Origin of the sequence: Pseudomonas sp. DP-17 (genome assembly GCF_022380625.1) — a bacterium.
In the GTDB taxonomy this organism is placed as follows: domain Bacteria; phylum Pseudomonadota; class Gammaproteobacteria; order Pseudomonadales; family Pseudomonadaceae; genus Pseudomonas; species Pseudomonas nitroreducens_A.
On the sequence record NZ_JAKSXG010000013.1, the window covers coordinates 235,513 to 251,836 of the forward strand.

Sequence of the window (16,324 nt, forward strand, 5' to 3'; positions counted from 1 at the left end):
CCTCGGAAGGCGCTTCGGGCAGCGCAGCGATGGCTGGCTTGTTGGCTTCGGATTGCGGCATGGTCTCCTCCTGTGAGACGTGGGGACGGCCTTCCACTGTGCAACCCGCGCGGCGGGCCTTTCTTGACCCGCATCAACCCCCGTCTAGAGCCAGCCTTTGTACTTGAACCAGTAGTAGGGAATGATCGCCGAGATCACCATCGCCACCAGCGCCATGGGATAGCCGGCCAGCCATTGCAACTCGGGCATGTGCGCGAAGTTCATGCCGTACACCGTGCCCACCAGGGTGGGCGGCAGGAACAGCACGGCAGCGATGGAAAACACCTTGATGATGCTGTTCTGCTCGATGTTGATCAGGCCCAGGGTGGCGTCCAGCAGGAAGGTGATCTCCCCGGCCATCTTGGTCTGGTATTCGCTGAGCGAGTGCACGTCGCGCTCCACCGACTTCATGCCCAGCTTGACTTCGTCGCTGATCCAGCTGTTGTTGCCCTGGCGGAAATAGCCCAGCGGCCGGCTGATGCTGAGCAGGCTCTCATTGAGCTTGGACAGCAGCGAGTTCTTGCGCCCCAGTTGTTTGACCACCTCCTGCAGGTCGGCCTTCTCGGTGGCCGGCCCCTCCTGGAAGATGTCATTGCCCAGGGTGTTGAGCTGCTTCTGCACGTTCTCCAGCACGTCGGCGATGCGGTCCACCACGCTGTCCATCAGGGTGACGAACAACTGGTCGCTGCGCCCCTCGCAGCCGCCGCGCTGGGTCCGCGTCTCGAAGGTGCGGAAGGCCAGCAGGTCGGTGTAGCGCACCGTCACCAGCCAGTGCGGCGTCAACACGCAGGTGACTTCCGAAGTGCTCGGCTTGTGCTCGCGGATGCCGCCCACCACGGTGGTGGTCATGTACAACGCGCCCTTGCTCTCGTAGAAGCGCGAAGAGTCCTCGATCTCGGCCATCTCCTCGCGGGTCGGCACATCCACTTCGATGATCGACTCGAGCAGCTGTTCTTCTTCCGCGGTGGGCTGGAACAGGTCGATCCACAGCGTGTCCTTGGGCATGCCGTGGCACTCGTTGCCGTTGTGGCGCACCAGGCGGTCGCCGACGAGGGTGTAATAGGTGATCATGTCGCCCGACAATCCTTTTACGCACCTGAAGTTGACCCGCAGGTTGGCCAACTTCGGGCGGCTCCACAAGTCCGCGAGAGAGCAATGTGATGACTGACCAAGACGATGGCGAAGAGTCCTTCGCCGAAGACACGCTGATCCAGGCCATCGAGAATCAGGTCGACAGCGAGAACCCGAAGGCTGCCCGCGCGGTATTCAACAAGCTGACCCTGGTCGGCTACGAGCGCGAGGACGCCCTGCACCTGATGGCCCTGGTGCTCGCCCACGAGATCGAGGCGATGCTGGCCGAAGACCGCCCGTTCAACGGCGAATGGTACGAACAGGCCCTGCGCGCACTGCCGACCCTGCCCGACGGCACTGTTGCCGAATGAGACAGCGGCATAACAGCGCTTGCCGAACCGGTCGGACTTGAGACTACACTGAAGCCTCATTGACCATCGGGAGTTAGGCGAATGGCTTTCACGAAAGAAATGGTTGAGGAACTGGACCTGCTGGCGCTGTATGACCTGGAGAACAGCCAGGCGGGATTGAAAGTCCACCATGACGCCTCCGCCGAGGCCGTGGCGGCCGCAGGCCGGCTCCATGCCAAGGGCCTGATCGACCAGCAGGACGGCGGCTATCTCACAAGCCTGGGTCTCGACGCCGCCGAGCACGCCCAGGTCCTGCTCGGCATCCTGCGCGGCTGACCTCAAGTTCCCCCGCGAGCGGGCGATAAACTGGCACACTTCCGAGCGCCGCATTTCCTGATGCGGCGCCGCTGGCCAGGCAGCAGTACGCCATGACGCTCACCCACGAAATTCGCCCGGACATCGACGACGGCATCGACCGAAAGGTGCTGGCGCAATTGCGTCAGCGTTTCCTCAAGGTCAATGCCGCGCGCCTGCAACGGGCCAGCGAAGCGCTTTCCACGCGGCAGCAGCTTGTTCTCAAGCTGTTGCCGCTATTGCTGGACGTGAACCACCCGCTGCTGCCCGGCTATGTCTCGGCCGGTACGCCCGCCGGGCTGTCGAATTTCGTCCCCGACGATGAAATCCTCGCCGAAGCCCAGCGCCTGACCCGCTCCTTCAGCTACAAGACCCGTCGCGGCAATCCGCCGTTGCCGATCCACGGGCTGTTCCTGATGGGCAGCCTGGGCACCGTCGCCCAGGCCGAGCAGAGCGACCTGGACCTGTGGGTCTGCCATGCATCCGAGCTCAGCGAACGCGAACTGGCGGAGCTGCGCCGCAAGTGCGAGCTGCTCGAACAGTGGGCCGCCACCCAGGGTGCCGAGGTGCACTGCTTCCTCGTCGACCCGCAGCACTATACCCAGGGCGCCCGGGAGGCGCGGCTGACTTCCGACGACTGCGGCACCAGCCAGCACTACCTGCTGCTGGACGAGTTCTACCGCACCGCCATCTGGCTCGGCGGCCGCACGCCACTGTGGTGGCTGGTGCCGGTCTATGAAGAAAACCGTTACGCCGAGTACTGCCAGACCCTGCTGAACAAACGCTTCATTCGTGCCGAAGACGTCCTCGACCTTGGCCATCTGGCGCACATCCCGCCGGGCGAGTTCATCGGCGCCGGCATGTGGCAGCTGTTCAAGGGCATCGAGTCGCCCTACAAGTCGGTACTCAAGCTGCTGCTCACCGAGGTCTACGCCAGCGAGCACCCGCAGGTCTCCTGCCTGAGCCTGCGCTACAAGCAGGCGATCTACGCCGGGCGCCTGGACGTGGAGGAGCTCGACCCCTACGTGATGCTCTACCGCCGCCTGGAGGAGTACCTTCAGGCGCGCGGTGAAAGCGAACGCCTGGAACTGATCCGCCGCTGCCTCTACCTGAAGGTCGGCAAGAAGCTCAGCCGGCCGCCGCGCCAGGGCCACAAGAGCTGGCAGCGCAAGGTGATGGAGCGCGTCTCGGCGCCCTGGAAATGGGACAGCCGCGCCTTCGCCCAACTCGACAGCCGCAGCCAGTGGAAGGTCCGCCAGGTACTGCTGGAGCGTCGTGCGCTGGTCAACGAACTGACCCACAGCTACCGCTTCCTGTCGCAGTTCGCCCGCCTGCAGCAGGCGGCAAGCGGCATCAACCCGCGGGACATGGGCATCCTCGGCCGGCGCCTGTATGCTGCCTTCGAACGCAAGGCCGGCAAGGTCGAATTCATCAATCCGGGCATCGCCCCGGACATGGCCGAGGACATCCTCACCCTTGCCCAGCTGCCCGCCGGCGAGGCCGGCAAGTCGCCTTACTGGGCCCTGTTCAGCGGCAACCTGTCGCTTGCGGAAATAGCCGACTTCGCCCCGCTGCGCCGCGCCCGCGACCTCATGGAGCTGCTCGCCTGGAGCCACCGCAACGGCGTGATCGACGCCACCACGCGGCTGTCCCTGCAACCGGGCAGCAGCGACCTGACCGAGTTCGAACTGCAGAACCTGCTGGGCTGCCTGCAGCAGGCCGTGCCGCTGCCACTCAATGAAGTGTCGGAAAGCGCCTTGCTGCGCAGCGCCGTGCCTTCGCAAGTGTTGCTGCTGGTGAACGTCGGCCTCGATCCGCTGCGCCAGCACAGCCAGATGAACGTACACATGACCACCGAGCGCACCGACTCGCTCGGCTATTCCGGCGTGCGCGACAACCTGGTGCTGACCCTCGACCAGATCACCCTCAACAGCTGGAACGAGCTGCTGGTCAGCCGCTACGCCGGCCCCCACGCTTTGCTCGACTGCCTGCGCGATTTCCTCAATACGCTGCCTACCGACGCTCCGCCACCGCGCCTGCTGGTGCGCTGCTTCTGCCGCAACCGTGCCACGGCCATCGCCCAGCGCGTGGAAGACCTGTTCCGCGATGCCCACGGCCAGCTTGCCAGCGGCAAGGGCGGGCGCTATCTGCTGCAGGTGCGCCAGCATTTCCACCTGCTGCACCTGGTGCCCGGCAGCGTCAGTCACCGGGTGATCGAAGGCTTGCCGGCGCTGGTCGAGCACCTGGGCGACACCCAGGACGACAGCGGCTTCCTGCAACTGGACCGGCACGCGCTGGAGGGCGACGACCTCGCCATGATCCTGCCGCTGGGCCGGGCCAACACTGTGCAGGTGTTCTACCGCCTGGATGAAGGCAGCGCGGAAATCACCATCCTCGATGAGCGCAACGCCCTCTGGCGGCGCCGCCAGGAATACGACACGGAGGAGGGCCTGCTGCTGCCGCTGCAACGCTTCCTGCAATCGGTACAGTACCGCCGCAACGCCGTGATACCGCTACTGGAAGCCCAGGGACCGGTGGGCGCCGACATTCTCTTCTACGAGGTGGTGACCGAAGGTCACCAGCGCGCACAGCGCATCGAGCGACGCAATACGCCGCAGCCGCTGGAAGCCATGCCGTTCTACAACGTTCAGGCCATCGTCGAGCCGGGCGAAGGCCAGCGCGCGCGCACCACGCTGTTCTGCAACCACCGCGAGTTCTCGGAGCTGGAATTCGGCAGCGAGCTGTTCCAGGCCGTGGCCCGGCATATTCTCGACCGCCGGCGCGGGCAGGAGCGCTATCCCTGCTACATCACCGACCTGGACCTGTCGGCCATGCGCGAAGGCGGGGAGCTGCAGACGGTGCATTTCCTGCGCTACAAGCAGAGCCTGGAGCAGGCTCTGAACCGGGCGCTGGCCGAGGCCTGAGCGGCTGCGGCGGGCGCCCGGGGAGGGACGCTCTCGTCAGGCGAGAACTCAGCGATCGAAATCGCCGGCCGCTTCGGGCTGGTATTCCACTTCCAGCAGGGTCAGCTTCAGCGTCTTGCCGCTGGGTGCCGGCCAATCGATGCTCTGGCCGGTGGTCAGGCCCAGCAGCGCGGTGCCCACCGGGGCGAGGATCGAGACCTTGCCCTCGCCCTTCACGTCAGCCGGGTAGACCAGGGTCAGGTGGTACTCCTTGCCGCTCCCCTCTTCGCGGCAACGCACGGTGGAGTTCATCGTGACCACGCCCGGCGGAATCTCGTCGTGGCCGACCACCGTGGCGCGGGCCAGCTCGGCCTCCAGCGCCTCGGCCGCGGGACCGTACTCATCCAGGCTGTCGAGCAGGCGCTCCAGACGTTGCAGGTCGAGTCGAGTAACGGTGATGGGTGTCGTGGTCATGATGGTTGGCAGTCTCCTTACAGGAGAGCCCCGGACGCTCACGCGTTCGGGGCCCTGGGTGTTCTGGCAGTAAAGACGTTCGCCAGGCGAACGCGCAACGAAATCCAAAAAAAGAAAAACCCCGCCCAAGGCGGGGTTTTCCCGGACACTAACACAGCACAGAAAATAAGCAACACCGACCAGTCACCACTTCGGCCGCCGGTTGTTTCGGCGCTTTTCGCAGTCCGCCAGGATCGCCAGGCGTCGCTCGCCATCAGCCTCGTTCCACTCCAGGATTTCGCCCAGGGCGCGCCCGCAGCCGACACAGATATCCGCGTCGTCCAGGCAACAGCGCCGGCAGCAGGGCGAGGCGACGCTCGCCTGCGGCTCAGATGCCGGGGAAGTCGACATCCTCGCCTGCCTGCTCCAGCGTGGCGCGGTTGAGCAGCGCGCCCAGCGGCTCGCGGGTGCTGTCGCTGATCCACAGCGAGCCGGATTCGTCGTAGTCGAAGTGGAAGCCGCCGGAGCGCGCCGCCACCCACAGCTGGCGCAGCGCCGGCTGGCGGCTGAGGATCAGCTGGGTGCCATTCTCGAAGCGCACGGTCAGCACGCCGCTGGAATTCTCCAGGTCCACGTCCAGGTCGCTGTCGTCGAAGGCGTCCTCCACCGTTACCTGTACGGCATCCACCAAGTCATGGAAGCGGGCCTCGCTCAAAGTGCTCATGCATCGTCCTCGGGATCAGTCAAAGGCATCAGTTTACGCCGGTATTGGCCCAGACTCTGCCCCGTCCAGCGCCGGAATGCGCGGGCGAGCGAGCCGGCTTCGCTGAAGCCCAGCAGGTAGGCGAGGTCGGCGCTGTCCAGTGCCGGGTCGCGCAGGTAGTGCAGCACCAGTTGCTGGCGGGTTTCGTCCACCAAACGGCTGAACGACAGGCCGCTGTCGCGCAGGCGCCGCTGCAGGGTGCGCGGGCTCAGCGCCAACGTCTGTGACAGACGCTCCAGGTCTGCGCCCTGCTCCGGCAACTGGCGCGCCAGCTCCAGGCGCGCGCGGTCGAGCACGCTGTCGCCCTTGTTGATCTCCACCAGCAGGCGTTCCGCGTAGGCATCCAGGGTGCGCCGCACCTGGGCATCGGCCTGGCCGAGTGGCAGCGCCAACAGGCGCTTGGGGAAAATCAGGGCATTGTCCGGCTGATCGAAGAGCACCGGGCAGCGGAAAATGCGCTCATGCTCGCTGACATCCGCCGGGGCGCTGTGCCTGAAACGCACCTCGAACGGGGCCTCGTCCACGCCGCTGACCCAGTGGCCGAAGCTGACCCAGCCGGCCAGGGTTTCCTCGCTCATCTGCCGCTGCTGTTGCGGCAGCAGCGGCTCCCAGCTGTGCCTGACCAGCGGCTCGCCCCCCCCGCGTGGCGGCTCGTCGGCCAGCTCGACACGGCCCAGGTTGCCCACCAGCGAGGCGTAGCGCGCCTGGCGGTGCAGGGCGTCGGAAAGGGTCGCGCAGCTCATGATCAGGTAGCCGAGCACACCGTAGTAGCCGGGGCGCACCGCTTCGCCAAGATGCAGGCCGAGGTTGTCGTCGCCGCTCAGGAGCACGCCGGCGCCAACCAGCTCCAGATAGGCGCTGGCGGCGATGCGCTGGTCGCGCTGGGCGAGGATCGACGGCTCCAGGTGCACCGTCGCCAGCAGCTGTGCCGGCTTCACGCCCTGGCGCTGCAGGTGCTCCACGAGGCCCTGCAGGTAGGCCACCGACACCGAGCTGGGCAGGGGATCGCGATAGTCCATCAGGCATTCCATTTTTGCCCGCCATCATAGGGCCACCGGCCCCTTCGGCGCGAGCCGCAAGCCCCGCCGGGCGGGAGTCCGCTCGAATAGGCAAGCCGGCGGGGGGTCGGTATACTCCGGTGCAATTGACGCTTTACTACAAGGATTCCGCCATGAAGCGACTGCTGCTTCCCTTCGTCGCGATCGCCCTGCTGACCGCCGCCATCGCTGGCTGCGGTCAGAAAGGCCCGCTGTACCTGCCGGACGACGAAAAGGCCAAGAACGAACACAGCAAGGACCGCTACGGTCTCTGAGGGCGTTTCCCATGGACGCCTTCGCCGTCCGCGACGGGCAACCGTTCGCGGCAGACGTGTCGTCGCCGGCGTTCGCCGAGCGCGTCGACAAGCCGATTCGGCAAGCCGGCAGCCTCCAGGCCCGGCTCCGCAATTCCGTACGGCAAGAAGGTGACCTGCTGGCCGTCCGTTCGGTCGGCGCCTATGGTTTCGTCATGAATTCCAACGACAACACCCGGGGCCGCGCCGCCGAGGTGCTGGCAAACAGCTCGGCGGCGCATTCGCTGCGTCGCCACGCAACACGACCAGAGCTGTTCGCCGGCGAAAGCCTGCTGCCGGACTGAGGCCGAGACGACGATGCTTCTGCGCTTTACCAAGATGCATGGGCTGGGCAATGACTTCATGGTCCTGGACCTGGTCAGCCAGCACGCCCATGTGCAACCGCGCCACGTGAAACAATGGGGCGACCGCAATTTCGGGGTCGGTTTCGATCAACTGCTGATCGTCGAGCCGCCGAGCACCCCGGACGCCGACTTCCGCTACCGCATCTTCAACTGCGACGGCACCGAGGTCGAACAGTGCGGCAACGGTGCGCGCTGCTTCGCCCGCTTCGTGGTGGACAAGCGCCTGACCGCGAAGAAGACCATCCGCGTGGAGACCAAGGGCGGCATGATCGAGCTGACCATCACCAACGATGGCCAGGTCACCGTCGACATGGGTCCGCCGCGCCTGCTGCCCGAGCAGGTGCCGTTCCAGGCCAGCGCCGAAGCGCTGAGCTACCCCATCGAAGTGGACGGCCAGCAGTACGAACTGGCAGCGATCTCCATGGGCAACCCACACGGCGTGCTGCGCGTGGATGACGTGGACAGCGCCCCGGTGCGCACCCTGGGGCCGAAACTCGAGATCCACGAGAGCTTCCCGCAGAAGGCCAACATCGGCTTCCTGCAGATCGTCAATCCGCACCAGGCGCGCCTGCGCGTCTGGGAACGCGGCGCCGGCGAGACGCTGGCCTGCGGCACGGGCGCCTGCGCCGCCGCGGTCGCCGGCATCCGCCAGGGCTGGCTGCAATCGCCCGTACAGATCGACCTTCCCGGCGGACGGTTGTCCATCGAGTGGGCAGGACCGGGTCAGCCCGTTATGATGACCGGGCCCGCCGTGCGGGTGTTCGAAGGCCAGGTACGTCTATAACCGGGACGCTTATGACCGATACTCCGCAGGACCCCACCGTTACGCTCGAAGCCGAACAGGTCGCCGACTATCTTCGCCGGCACCCTGAATTCTTCGTCGACCATGACGAGCTGATCCCGGAGATGCGCATTCCGCACCAGCCGGGCGATGCCGTGTCGCTGGTGGAACGCCAGGTCCGCCTGCTGCGCGAGCGCAACATCGAGATGCGCCATCGGCTCTCGCAGCTGATGGATGTTGCCCGCGACAACGACCGCCTGTTCGACAAGACCCGCCGCCTGGTGCTCGACCTGCTCGACGCCACCAGCCTGGAGGAGATCGTCAGCACGGTGGAAGACAGCCTGCGCCACGAGTTCCTCGTGCCCTACGTCAGCCTGATCCTGTTCAGCGACAACAACCTGCCGGTCGGCCGCTCGGTGAGCAGCGCCGAGGCGCACCAGGCGATTGGCGGCCTGCTGTCGGGCGGCAAGACCGTCTGCGGCGTGCTGCGCCCCCACGAGCTGGCCTTCCTGTTCTGCGAAAGCGAACGCGAGCAGGTCGGTTCCGCCGCCGTGGTGCCGCTGACCTTCCAGGGCCTGCACGGCGTGCTGGCGATCGGCAGCCCCGACCCGCAACACTACAAGAGCTCGCTGGGCACCCTGTTCCTGGGCTACGTCGCCGAAGTCCTCGCGCGGACCCTGCCGCGCTTCTCCACGCCACTGCGCTCGGTACGCTGATCCCGCCGGGCCTTCACCGCTGGGAGCTGATCGCTTGTCGCTCAAAGCCGATCTGGATGCCTACCTGGAACACCTGCACAGCGAGCGCCAGGTGTCCGTCCATACCCTCGATGGTTATCGCCGCGACCTGTTGCGGCTCGCCGCGCTCTGCGAAAAGTCCTCGCTGAACGAATGGCCCGCGCTGCAGGTGCGCGACCTGCGGATGTTCGTCGCCCGCCTGCACCAGCAGGGTCTCGCCAGCCGCAGCCTGGCGCGCCTGTTGTCAGCCACCAGAGGGCTGTACCAATACCTGATCCGTGAAGGGCGCTGCCGCCACAACCCCGCCGACGGCCTGGCCGCGCCCAAAGGCGCACGCAAGCTGCCACGCACATTGGATACCGACCGCACAGCGCAACTGCTCGACGGCGGCGTCGAGGACGACTTCATCGCCCGCCGCGACCAGGCGCTGCTTGAGCTGTTTTATTCCTCGGGCCTGCGCCTGTCCGAACTGGTCGGCCTCGATCTGGAATGGCTGGATCTCAAGGATGGGCTGGTGCGCGTGCATGGCAAGGGCAACAAGGTGCGCGAGTTGCCGGTCGGCCGCGCCGCACGGCAGGCCATCGAGAACTGGCTGCCGCTGCGCGCCCTCGCCTCGCCCCAGGACAACGCCGTGTTCATCGGCCGCAGCGGCAAGCGCCTGACACCCCGAGCCATCCAGCTGCGCGTGCGCGAAGCCGGCGTGCGCGAGCTGGGCCAGCACCTGCATCCGCACATGCTGCGGCACTCCTTCGCCAGCCATATGCTGGAGTCGTCCCAGGACCTGCGCGCGGTACAGGAACTGCTCGGCCACGCCGACATCGCCACCACGCAGATCTACACCCACCTGGATTTCCAGCACCTCGCCACGGTCTATGACCAGGCGCACCCGCGGGCACGCCGTAAACCCGGAGCAGAAGAATGAGTATCCGTCTGGTCACCTTCGACCTCGATGACACGCTGTGGGACGTCGCCCCGGTGATGAACAGCGCGGAGGCCACCCTGCGCGACTGGCTGGCGGTGAATGCCAAGCAGCTGGGCCCGGTGCCCATCGAACACCTGTGGGCGATCCGTTCGCGACTGATGGAGCAGGACCCGATGCTCAAGCATCGCCTCAGCGAACTGCGCCGACGCATCCTGTTCCACGCCCTGCTCGACGCGGGTTATCCACAGGCCGAGGCCAGTGAACTGGCCGAGGCCGGGTTCCAGACCTTCCTCCATGCGCGGCACCAGGTGGCGCTGTTCCCCGAGGTGCACCCGACACTGGAGCAACTGGCCAACCGCTTCATCCTCGGCGTGCTCACCAACGGCAACGCCGACGTGCGCCGCCTGGGGCTGGCCGACTACTTCCAGTTCGCCCTGTGCGCAGAAGAGCTCGGCGTCGGCAAACCCGATCCGCACCCGTTCCAGGAAGCGCTCAAGCGCGGCGGCGTGCGACCCGAGGAAGGCGTGCATATCGGCGACCACCCCAGCGATGACATTGCCGGCGCGCGCCGCGCCGGCATGCAGGCGATCTGGTTCAACCCGGCGCGCAAGGAATGGGACGGCGAAGAGGCGCCCAGCGCGATCATCCACAATCTTTCCGAGCTGCCGGGCGTCCTGGCCAAACTGCAAGGCTCCTGATCGTTGCAGGGCCGCAACCAGCGGACATGAAAAAGCCCCGCCGCTCCGTTGGGAGCGGCGGGGCTTTTTGCTGTCGCGTCAGATATCAGATAGGGCGGCTGCCGTATTTGCTATCCGGCTTCTTGGGCGGGTCGGCCACGACGTTCGGCTCGATCTCCTGCACCTTGCCGCCGCGATTGAGGAACTCCTCCATCGCACGGGCCAGCGCGTCACGATCCTTCTGCTTGGCCTCGACCGAGGGCAGTTCCTCTTCTTCCGCAGCGGCCTTGGCTTTCTTGCCACCGCCCTTGGAAGCAGGGGCTTCATCCCCGTCGCCGCTGTCGGCGTCGACTTCGCTGTCGTCAGCTGCGGCGAGCTCCTCGCCGTCATCCTCGTCAGCGCCGTCCAGTTCGTCCTGTTCCAGTTCTTCGTCGCTCATTATTCAACCTCTGTGGTGCTGCAAAGCACGTTAGTTATAGCCCAGCTGCGCGCTTTGACGAACGCAGCCGGAAAAAATTCATACAAGCTCGCCTTGCCAGGTCGCCATGATCTTTCGCGGCCCGCCGTGGTCGCGGTGCTCGCCCAGATAGATACCTTGCCAGGTGCCCATTGCCAAGCCTCCTTCCTGTATCGGCAGCGTCAGCTGACAGCCCAGCAGGCTCGCCTTGAAATGCGCCGGAAGGTCGTCCGGACCTTCGTAATCATGTTCATAGCCGCTCTCGCCCTGGGGCACCAGGCGATTGAAGAATCGCTCGAAATCGCGGCGCACCGAGGGGTCGGCATTTTCATTCACCGTCAGCGAGGCGGAGGTGTGCTGCAACAGCAGGTGCAGCAGGCCCACCCGACATTTCGACAGCTCCGGCAGCGCGGCCAGTATCTCGTCGGTGACCAGGTGAAAGCCCCGCGGACGAGGGCGCAGGGTGATGGATTTCTGCTGCCACATGGCGGGCCTCCTCCGTCAGCTACGGTGATGCGCGCGCATTCTAGCGTGATGAACGAAAAAACAAAGGGCGCCCGAGGGCGCCCTTCGTCGAACTTGCGCGAACCCTTACAGGTTGTAGCCGCGTTCGTTGTGCAGGGAGAGGTCCAGACCCACGGTTTCCTCTTCCTCGGTGACGCGCAGACCCATGACCAGGTCCAGGACCTTGAGAATCACGAAGCTGACGATACCGGTGTAGACGATGGTGAAGGCCACGCCCTTGAACTGGGTGAACAGTTGGGCGCCGATGTCGGTCACGGTGCCGAAGCCGCCCAGGGCCGGTGCGGCGAACACACCGGTGAGCAGGGCGCCGACGATACCGCCGACAGCGTGCACACCGAAGGCATCCAGGGAGTCGTCGTAGCCGACGGCGCGCTTGAGGCTGGTGGCGGCGAAGAAGCAGATCACGCCGGCAGCCAGGCCGATCACGATGGCCCCCATCGGGCCGCAGGTACCGGCAGCCGGGGTGATGGCCACCAGACCGGCAACCACACCCGAAGCGATGCCCAGGGCACTCGGCTTACCGTGGGTGATCCACTCGGCGAACATCCAGCCCAGGGCAGCAGCGGCGGTGGCGATCTGGGTGACCAGCATGGCCATGCCGGCAGTGCCGTTGGCGGCAGCAGCGGAACCGGCGTTGAAGCCGAACCAGCCTACCCACAGCAATGCAGCGCCGATCAGGGTGTAGCCCAGGTTGTGCGGAGCCATGGCAGCGGTCGGGTAGCCTTTGCGCTTGCCCAGCACGATGCACGCCACCAGGCCAGCGATACCGGCGTTGATGTGCACCACGGTGCCGCCAGCGAAGTCCAGCACGCCCCAGTCCCACAGCAGGCCGCCGTCACCGCTCCAGACCATGTGGGCGATCGGTGCGTAGACCAGGGTGAACCAGAGTGCGGTGAAGATCAGCATGGCCGAGAACTTCATGCGCTCGGCGAAGGCACCGACGATCAGGGCCGGGGTGATGATCGCGAAGGTCATCTGGAACATCACAAAGACGCTCTCAGGGAACAGCGCGGCGGCGGAAGTCAGGCCGCTGGTGGTCAGGCCGCTGAGGAAGGCCTTGTCCAGGCCGCCGACGAAGGAAGCGAAGTTGACCACACCCTTTTCCATGCCGACGGTATCGAAGGCCAGGCTGTAGCCGTAAACGACCCAGAGGATGCTGATCAGCGCGGTGATCGCGAAGCACTGCATCATGATCGACAGGACGTTCTTGGCGCGCACCATGCCGCCGTAGAACAGGGCAAGGCCGGGGATGGTCATCAGCAGCACCAGGGCGCTGGAAATCAGCATCCAGGCGGTGTCGCCGCTGTTCAGGACGGGGGCTGCAGCCTCGTCGGCCAAGGCCAGACCGGGCATTGCGAGGGGCAATAGGGCGCCTAGCCCTGCGTATTTGCGCAGAGTCATTGTTGTTTCTCCTGGGGCGTGGGGTTCGGTGTGGGCTTGGCTTAGATCGCGTCGGTGCCGGTTTCGCCGGTACGGATACGAATGGCCTGTTCCAGATTTACGACAAAGATCTTGCCGTCACCGATCTTCCCGGTGTTGGCGGCCTTGGTGATGGCTTCGATAACACGATCCAGCTGGTCATCGGCAATGGCGACGTCGATCTTCACCTTCGGCAGGAAATCGACAACGTATTCCGCGCCACGGTACAGCTCGGTGTGACCCTTCTGCCGGCCGAAGCCTTTGACTTCGGTCACAGTGATGCCCTGCACGCCGATCTCGGACAGCGACTCACGAACGTCGTCCAGCTTGAACGGCTTGATGATGGCTGTGACTAGCTTCATGTAACTCTCTCCCGTGTTTTGGTGGACCCGCCCCAGGAAGAACGAACCCGGAGACAAGTCTAAGCGCAGTGTCTGGCTTTTGTAATGCGCCGGCCGCCCTACCTCAGCACTCCGACTGCCTTGATCGAAGCGATCCACCGCCTCTCCTGCCGCACCGGAACTGCATCGGTGCACGCCATATGTGCCCCAAAGCATGAAGCTTGCCAGTTCGTGATAATGCCCATGACATCAGGCACTTGGCGCAAAATCGGGGTTTCTGGCGAATCGCCAGCGCCGCTTCCGCGCACCGAAAGCGCGCACGCCGGGCGGGCACACTGCTCAAAAAGCGTGCAACCCTGCTCGAAACGACCACAATCACCCTTCCATCCCGTCGGGCTTTTCCGAATCAGCATCGGATAGGGCTAACTAGCACGACCACGCGTTGTGGCGCCTTGCTCATCTCTTTATGTTCTCGCGCTTTCAGGAAACTCAGCTTCCGATTGCGCAATGAAACAGCCCGAATCCCCCACAGCACCGCCCCTGTTCCGAAACGACATCAATGGCCTGCGCGCCCTGGCGGTGTCCGCCGTGGTGCTCTTTCACTTCGGAATAGGCGGACTGCAGGGCGGCTTTTCGGGGGTCGATGTCTTCTTCGTGCTGTCCGGCTTCCTGATGTCGAGCATCATCGTCGAAGGCCTGCAGCAGGGCCGCTTCTCCATACTCTCTTTCTATTGGGCACGGGCGCGGCGAATCTGGCCCGCGCTGATTGTGGTCTGCGCGGGCGTGCTGGTAGCCGGCTGGATACTGCTCATACCCGAGGACTACGAGAAGCTCGGGCGCCACGCCCGGCAATCGCTGTTCTTCCTCTCGAACAAGACCTACCTGAAGGAATCCGGCTATTTCGATGCCTCGGTCCACAGCAAATGGCTGCTGCACACCTGGTCGCTGTCGGTGGAATGGCAGTTCTACCTTCTGCTGCCATTGCTACTGACGGCCGTCTGGAAACTGAAACCGAACCGCCGCGTCCTGCTCGCCGCTCACGGACTGCTGTTCGCCGCCTCCTTCGTCACCTGCCTGCTGATGGCTCGCACTAAGTCGAACGAGGCGTTCTATCTGTTGCAGAGTCGCGCCTGGGAACTACTCCTGGGGGGCCTCTGCTACCTGATGGGCTCCTCGACCACCTTGCCGGAAATGGCGCGCCGAGCGTTGGAGGCTGGCGGCCTGCTACTGATCGTCGGTGCAGCCTTCCTGCTCGACAGCAGCATGATCTGGCCTGGCTATCTCACCTTGCTACCGACCCTGGGCACCGTCCTGGTGCTGCAGGCCCGGCGAAACGACGCCTACTGGAGCACCAACACGGTAATCCGCTGGCTGGGTGAGCGATCCTACTCAATCTACCTGTGGCACTGGCCGCTGGTGGCGTTGCTGCACCACTTTGGCGAGCAGGGCCGCACGGCCTGGACCGGCGCAGCCGTTGCACTCTCCCTTGCGCTCGGCGAACTGTCCTACCGCTTCGTCGAACAACCCGCCCGCCGCAGACTGCAGCGCTGGAAGCGTCGCTGGGCAGTGGTCAGCCTTCTCGCGCTGGTCGTGCTGGTCGGCACCGCTGCCAATCTGGTGGTCAGAAGCGAAGGTGTGCCCCAGCGCATGCCCAGGGACATCCTGACCATGCTGGAGAAAGCGCAGATGGAGACGCCCCGCAAGAAGGAATGCCTGGGCGCGGCAGCCGCCTGCGTCTACGGCGGTCCAGACATCCGTTTGCTGCTGATTGGCGACAGCCACGCAACGGCGGCAGTCAGTGGCGCGGTAAAGGCACTTCCGTCCCGGGAACAAGGTGTGTTCATCCTCGCGGGACCTGCCTGCCTGACAGTGACCGGCCTGCAGAACCGTGAACACCCCGCAACGGATAAGGACGATGGCTGCGTGAAGCTGCAGGCGCAGCTCCCCGGCACACTCGCAGGTCTGGATGCCAAGTTACCGCTGGTCATCATCAATCGGGCGTCCGTCTACCCACTCGGCTATAACCACGCGGACAACTCCGAAGAGGTCCATCCACTGTCCTACAAGACAGAACCCCATAAGACAGCCACGCCTGAATCGCTCCAGGAGTTCTCCGATGCATATGTAGAAAGCGTCTGCAACCTGGCCAGGACTCGCCCCGTCTACCTGATGCGCCCGGTGCCGGAGTTACTGGTAACGGTGCCGACTATCCTGGCCCGGAGGATGCTTCGCGGTGACCATAGCGACGTGACCTTGACGCGCGAGGCCTATCGCAAGCGCCATGCCTTCATCTGGCAGGTCCAGGACCGTGCCCACGAACAATGCGGTGTCGGCATTCTCGACCCACTGCCCTACCTGTGCGACGAGCGGCAGTGCTACGGCAGCAGGGACGGAAAGGCGCTGTACACCGACGACAATCACCTGAATCGGGACGGCAGCGCCCTGCTGGCGCCGATGTTCGCCAAGGTGGTCGGTCCTGCCGAGCAAGCGGCCCAGACCACGGAGCGTCATCCCGGTGAGGAGGCACCTCATGCTAGACTCCGGCCCTGATTCATAGTCGGAACCCACGAACCATGCTGCCACCCAAAGCCTTCCTCGATGCCATCAGCCAACAAGCCGGACGCCTGTTCGGTGGCGAATCGCCCCTGCCGAAGGCCGAGCTGGAAGCCCAGTTCAAGGTTCTGATGCAGAGCGCCTTCAGCAAGCTCGACCTGGTCAGCCGCGACGAGTTCGACAGCCAGATGGTGGTACTCGCTCGGACCCGCGTCCGCCTCGAGGCACTGGAAGCCAAGGTCGCGGAACTGGAATGCAAACTGTCGCCGCCCGCCGACCCTCAGTAA

19 protein-coding genes and 1 pseudogene are annotated in these 16,324 nt (G+C 65.1%); 11 read left to right on the top strand and 9 right to left on the bottom strand.

All coding sequences use genetic code 11. From position 1 onward, the window contains the following. Positions 1 to 144: 144 nt before the first annotated feature. Complete coding sequence (locus tag MJ122_RS21340) at positions 145 to 1,110, bottom strand: magnesium transporter CorA family protein (RefSeq protein WP_088419955.1); 966 nt, start codon at positions 1,108 to 1,110, stop codon at positions 145 to 147. An 89-nt stretch (positions 1,111 to 1,199) separates the two neighbouring features. Here MJ122_RS21340 and MJ122_RS21345 point away from each other — a divergent pair, with 89 nt between their 5' ends. The 3 genes from MJ122_RS21345 (at position 1,200) to MJ122_RS21355 (ending at position 4,738) form a co-directional block, all read left to right on the top strand. Further along, positions 1,200 to 1,481 carry a hypothetical protein gene (locus MJ122_RS21345; RefSeq protein ID WP_239745956.1) on the top strand — a complete coding sequence of 94 codons (282 nt, stop codon included), beginning with the start codon at positions 1,200 to 1,202 and terminating at the stop codon, positions 1,479 to 1,481. A gap of 81 nt (positions 1,482 to 1,562) precedes the next feature. Beyond that, the gene (locus MJ122_RS21350; protein WP_017520761.1) at positions 1,563 to 1,796 is read left to right on the top strand and encodes a TIGR02647 family protein; all 234 of its coding nucleotides are present in this window, start codon (positions 1,563 to 1,565) and stop codon (positions 1,794 to 1,796) included. A 92-nt stretch (positions 1,797 to 1,888) separates the two neighbouring features. Then, entirely contained in the window at positions 1,889 to 4,738 is a 2,850-nt protein-coding gene (locus MJ122_RS21355) for a class I adenylate cyclase (RefSeq protein WP_239745957.1), read from the top strand. A gap of 48 nt (positions 4,739 to 4,786) precedes the next feature. Here MJ122_RS21355 and rnk read toward each other — a convergent pair whose 3' ends face one another. The 4 genes from rnk to MJ122_RS21375 all read right to left on the bottom strand — a co-directional run bounded on the left by rnk (position 4,787) and on the right by MJ122_RS21375 (position 6,952). Next, on the bottom strand, positions 4,787 to 5,191 hold the full coding sequence (rnk, locus tag MJ122_RS21360; protein WP_239745958.1) for a nucleoside diphosphate kinase regulator: 405 nt from the start codon (positions 5,189 to 5,191) through the stop codon (positions 4,787 to 4,789). Between the two features lie 183 nt (positions 5,192 to 5,374). Then, complete coding sequence (locus tag MJ122_RS21365) at positions 5,375 to 5,581, bottom strand: DUF1289 domain-containing protein (RefSeq protein ID WP_239745959.1); 207 nt, start codon at positions 5,579 to 5,581, stop codon at positions 5,375 to 5,377. Then, positions 5,559 to 5,894, bottom strand: coding sequence for an iron donor protein CyaY (cyaY, locus tag MJ122_RS21370; RefSeq protein ID WP_015479506.1), 336 nt, complete (start codon positions 5,892 to 5,894; stop codon positions 5,559 to 5,561). The genes MJ122_RS21365 and cyaY overlap by 23 nt, the downstream gene beginning before the upstream one ends. After that, positions 5,891 to 6,952 (bottom strand): AraC family transcriptional regulator, encoded by a 1,062-nt coding sequence (locus tag MJ122_RS21375; RefSeq protein WP_239745960.1) that lies wholly within the window; start codon positions 6,950 to 6,952, stop codon positions 5,891 to 5,893. Before MJ122_RS21375 ends, cyaY begins: the two co-directional genes overlap by 4 nt. A gap of 152 nt (positions 6,953 to 7,104) precedes the next feature. Here MJ122_RS21375 and MJ122_RS21380 point away from each other — a divergent pair, with 152 nt between their 5' ends. The 6 genes and pseudogenes from MJ122_RS21380 (at position 7,105) to MJ122_RS21405 (ending at position 10,763) form a co-directional block, all read left to right on the top strand. Beyond that, positions 7,105 to 7,245, top strand: a complete 141-nt coding sequence (locus tag MJ122_RS21380) for a lipoprotein (RefSeq protein ID WP_017520757.1) — start codon at positions 7,105 to 7,107, stop codon at positions 7,243 to 7,245. A gap of 11 nt (positions 7,246 to 7,256) precedes the next feature. Then, positions 7,257 to 7,568: pseudogene (locus MJ122_RS21385) on the top strand (diaminopimelate decarboxylase); the annotation flags it as partial. Between the two features lie 13 nt (positions 7,569 to 7,581). Further along, positions 7,582 to 8,412: a diaminopimelate epimerase gene (gene dapF / locus MJ122_RS21390; protein ID WP_239745961.1), complete on the top strand. Its 831-nt coding sequence runs from the start codon at positions 7,582 to 7,584 to the stop codon at positions 8,410 to 8,412. 11 nt (positions 8,413 to 8,423) lie between these two features. Next, positions 8,424 to 9,125, top strand: coding sequence for a DUF484 family protein (locus MJ122_RS21395; protein ID WP_045215418.1), 702 nt, complete (start codon positions 8,424 to 8,426; stop codon positions 9,123 to 9,125). A gap of 34 nt (positions 9,126 to 9,159) precedes the next feature. Next, positions 9,160 to 10,065, top strand: a complete 906-nt coding sequence (xerC, locus tag MJ122_RS21400; protein ID WP_239745962.1) for a tyrosine recombinase XerC — start codon at positions 9,160 to 9,162, stop codon at positions 10,063 to 10,065. Then, positions 10,062 to 10,763, top strand: coding sequence for an HAD family hydrolase (locus MJ122_RS21405; protein WP_239745963.1), 702 nt, complete (start codon positions 10,062 to 10,064; stop codon positions 10,761 to 10,763). The genes xerC and MJ122_RS21405 overlap by 4 nt, the downstream gene beginning before the upstream one ends. A gap of 85 nt (positions 10,764 to 10,848) precedes the next feature. On the opposite strand, the gene sutA is transcribed toward MJ122_RS21405, so the two are convergent. From sutA to glnK, 4 genes are all read right to left on the bottom strand, one after another. Further along, positions 10,849 to 11,181, bottom strand: a complete 333-nt coding sequence (gene sutA / locus MJ122_RS21410) for a transcriptional regulator SutA (RefSeq protein WP_017520751.1) — start codon at positions 11,179 to 11,181, stop codon at positions 10,849 to 10,851. Between the two features lie 78 nt (positions 11,182 to 11,259). After that, positions 11,260 to 11,685: a secondary thiamine-phosphate synthase enzyme YjbQ gene (locus MJ122_RS21415; RefSeq protein WP_088419933.1), complete on the bottom strand. Its 426-nt coding sequence runs from the start codon at positions 11,683 to 11,685 to the stop codon at positions 11,260 to 11,262. Between the two features lie 105 nt (positions 11,686 to 11,790). After that, the gene (locus MJ122_RS21420) at positions 11,791 to 13,125 is read right to left on the bottom strand and encodes an ammonium transporter (RefSeq protein ID WP_026079237.1); all 1,335 of its coding nucleotides are present in this window, start codon (positions 13,123 to 13,125) and stop codon (positions 11,791 to 11,793) included. 41 nt (positions 13,126 to 13,166) lie between these two features. Continuing rightward, positions 13,167 to 13,505, bottom strand: a complete 339-nt coding sequence (gene glnK / locus MJ122_RS21425; RefSeq protein ID WP_003457590.1) for a P-II family nitrogen regulator — start codon at positions 13,503 to 13,505, stop codon at positions 13,167 to 13,169. A gap of 486 nt (positions 13,506 to 13,991) precedes the next feature. Here glnK and MJ122_RS21430 point away from each other — a divergent pair, with 486 nt between their 5' ends. Next, positions 13,992 to 16,034, top strand: coding sequence for an acyltransferase family protein (locus MJ122_RS21430; RefSeq protein WP_239745964.1), 2,043 nt, complete (start codon positions 13,992 to 13,994; stop codon positions 16,032 to 16,034). A 23-nt stretch (positions 16,035 to 16,057) separates the two neighbouring features. After that, complete coding sequence (locus MJ122_RS21435) at positions 16,058 to 16,324, top strand: accessory factor UbiK family protein (RefSeq protein ID WP_088419929.1); 267 nt, start codon at positions 16,058 to 16,060, stop codon at positions 16,322 to 16,324.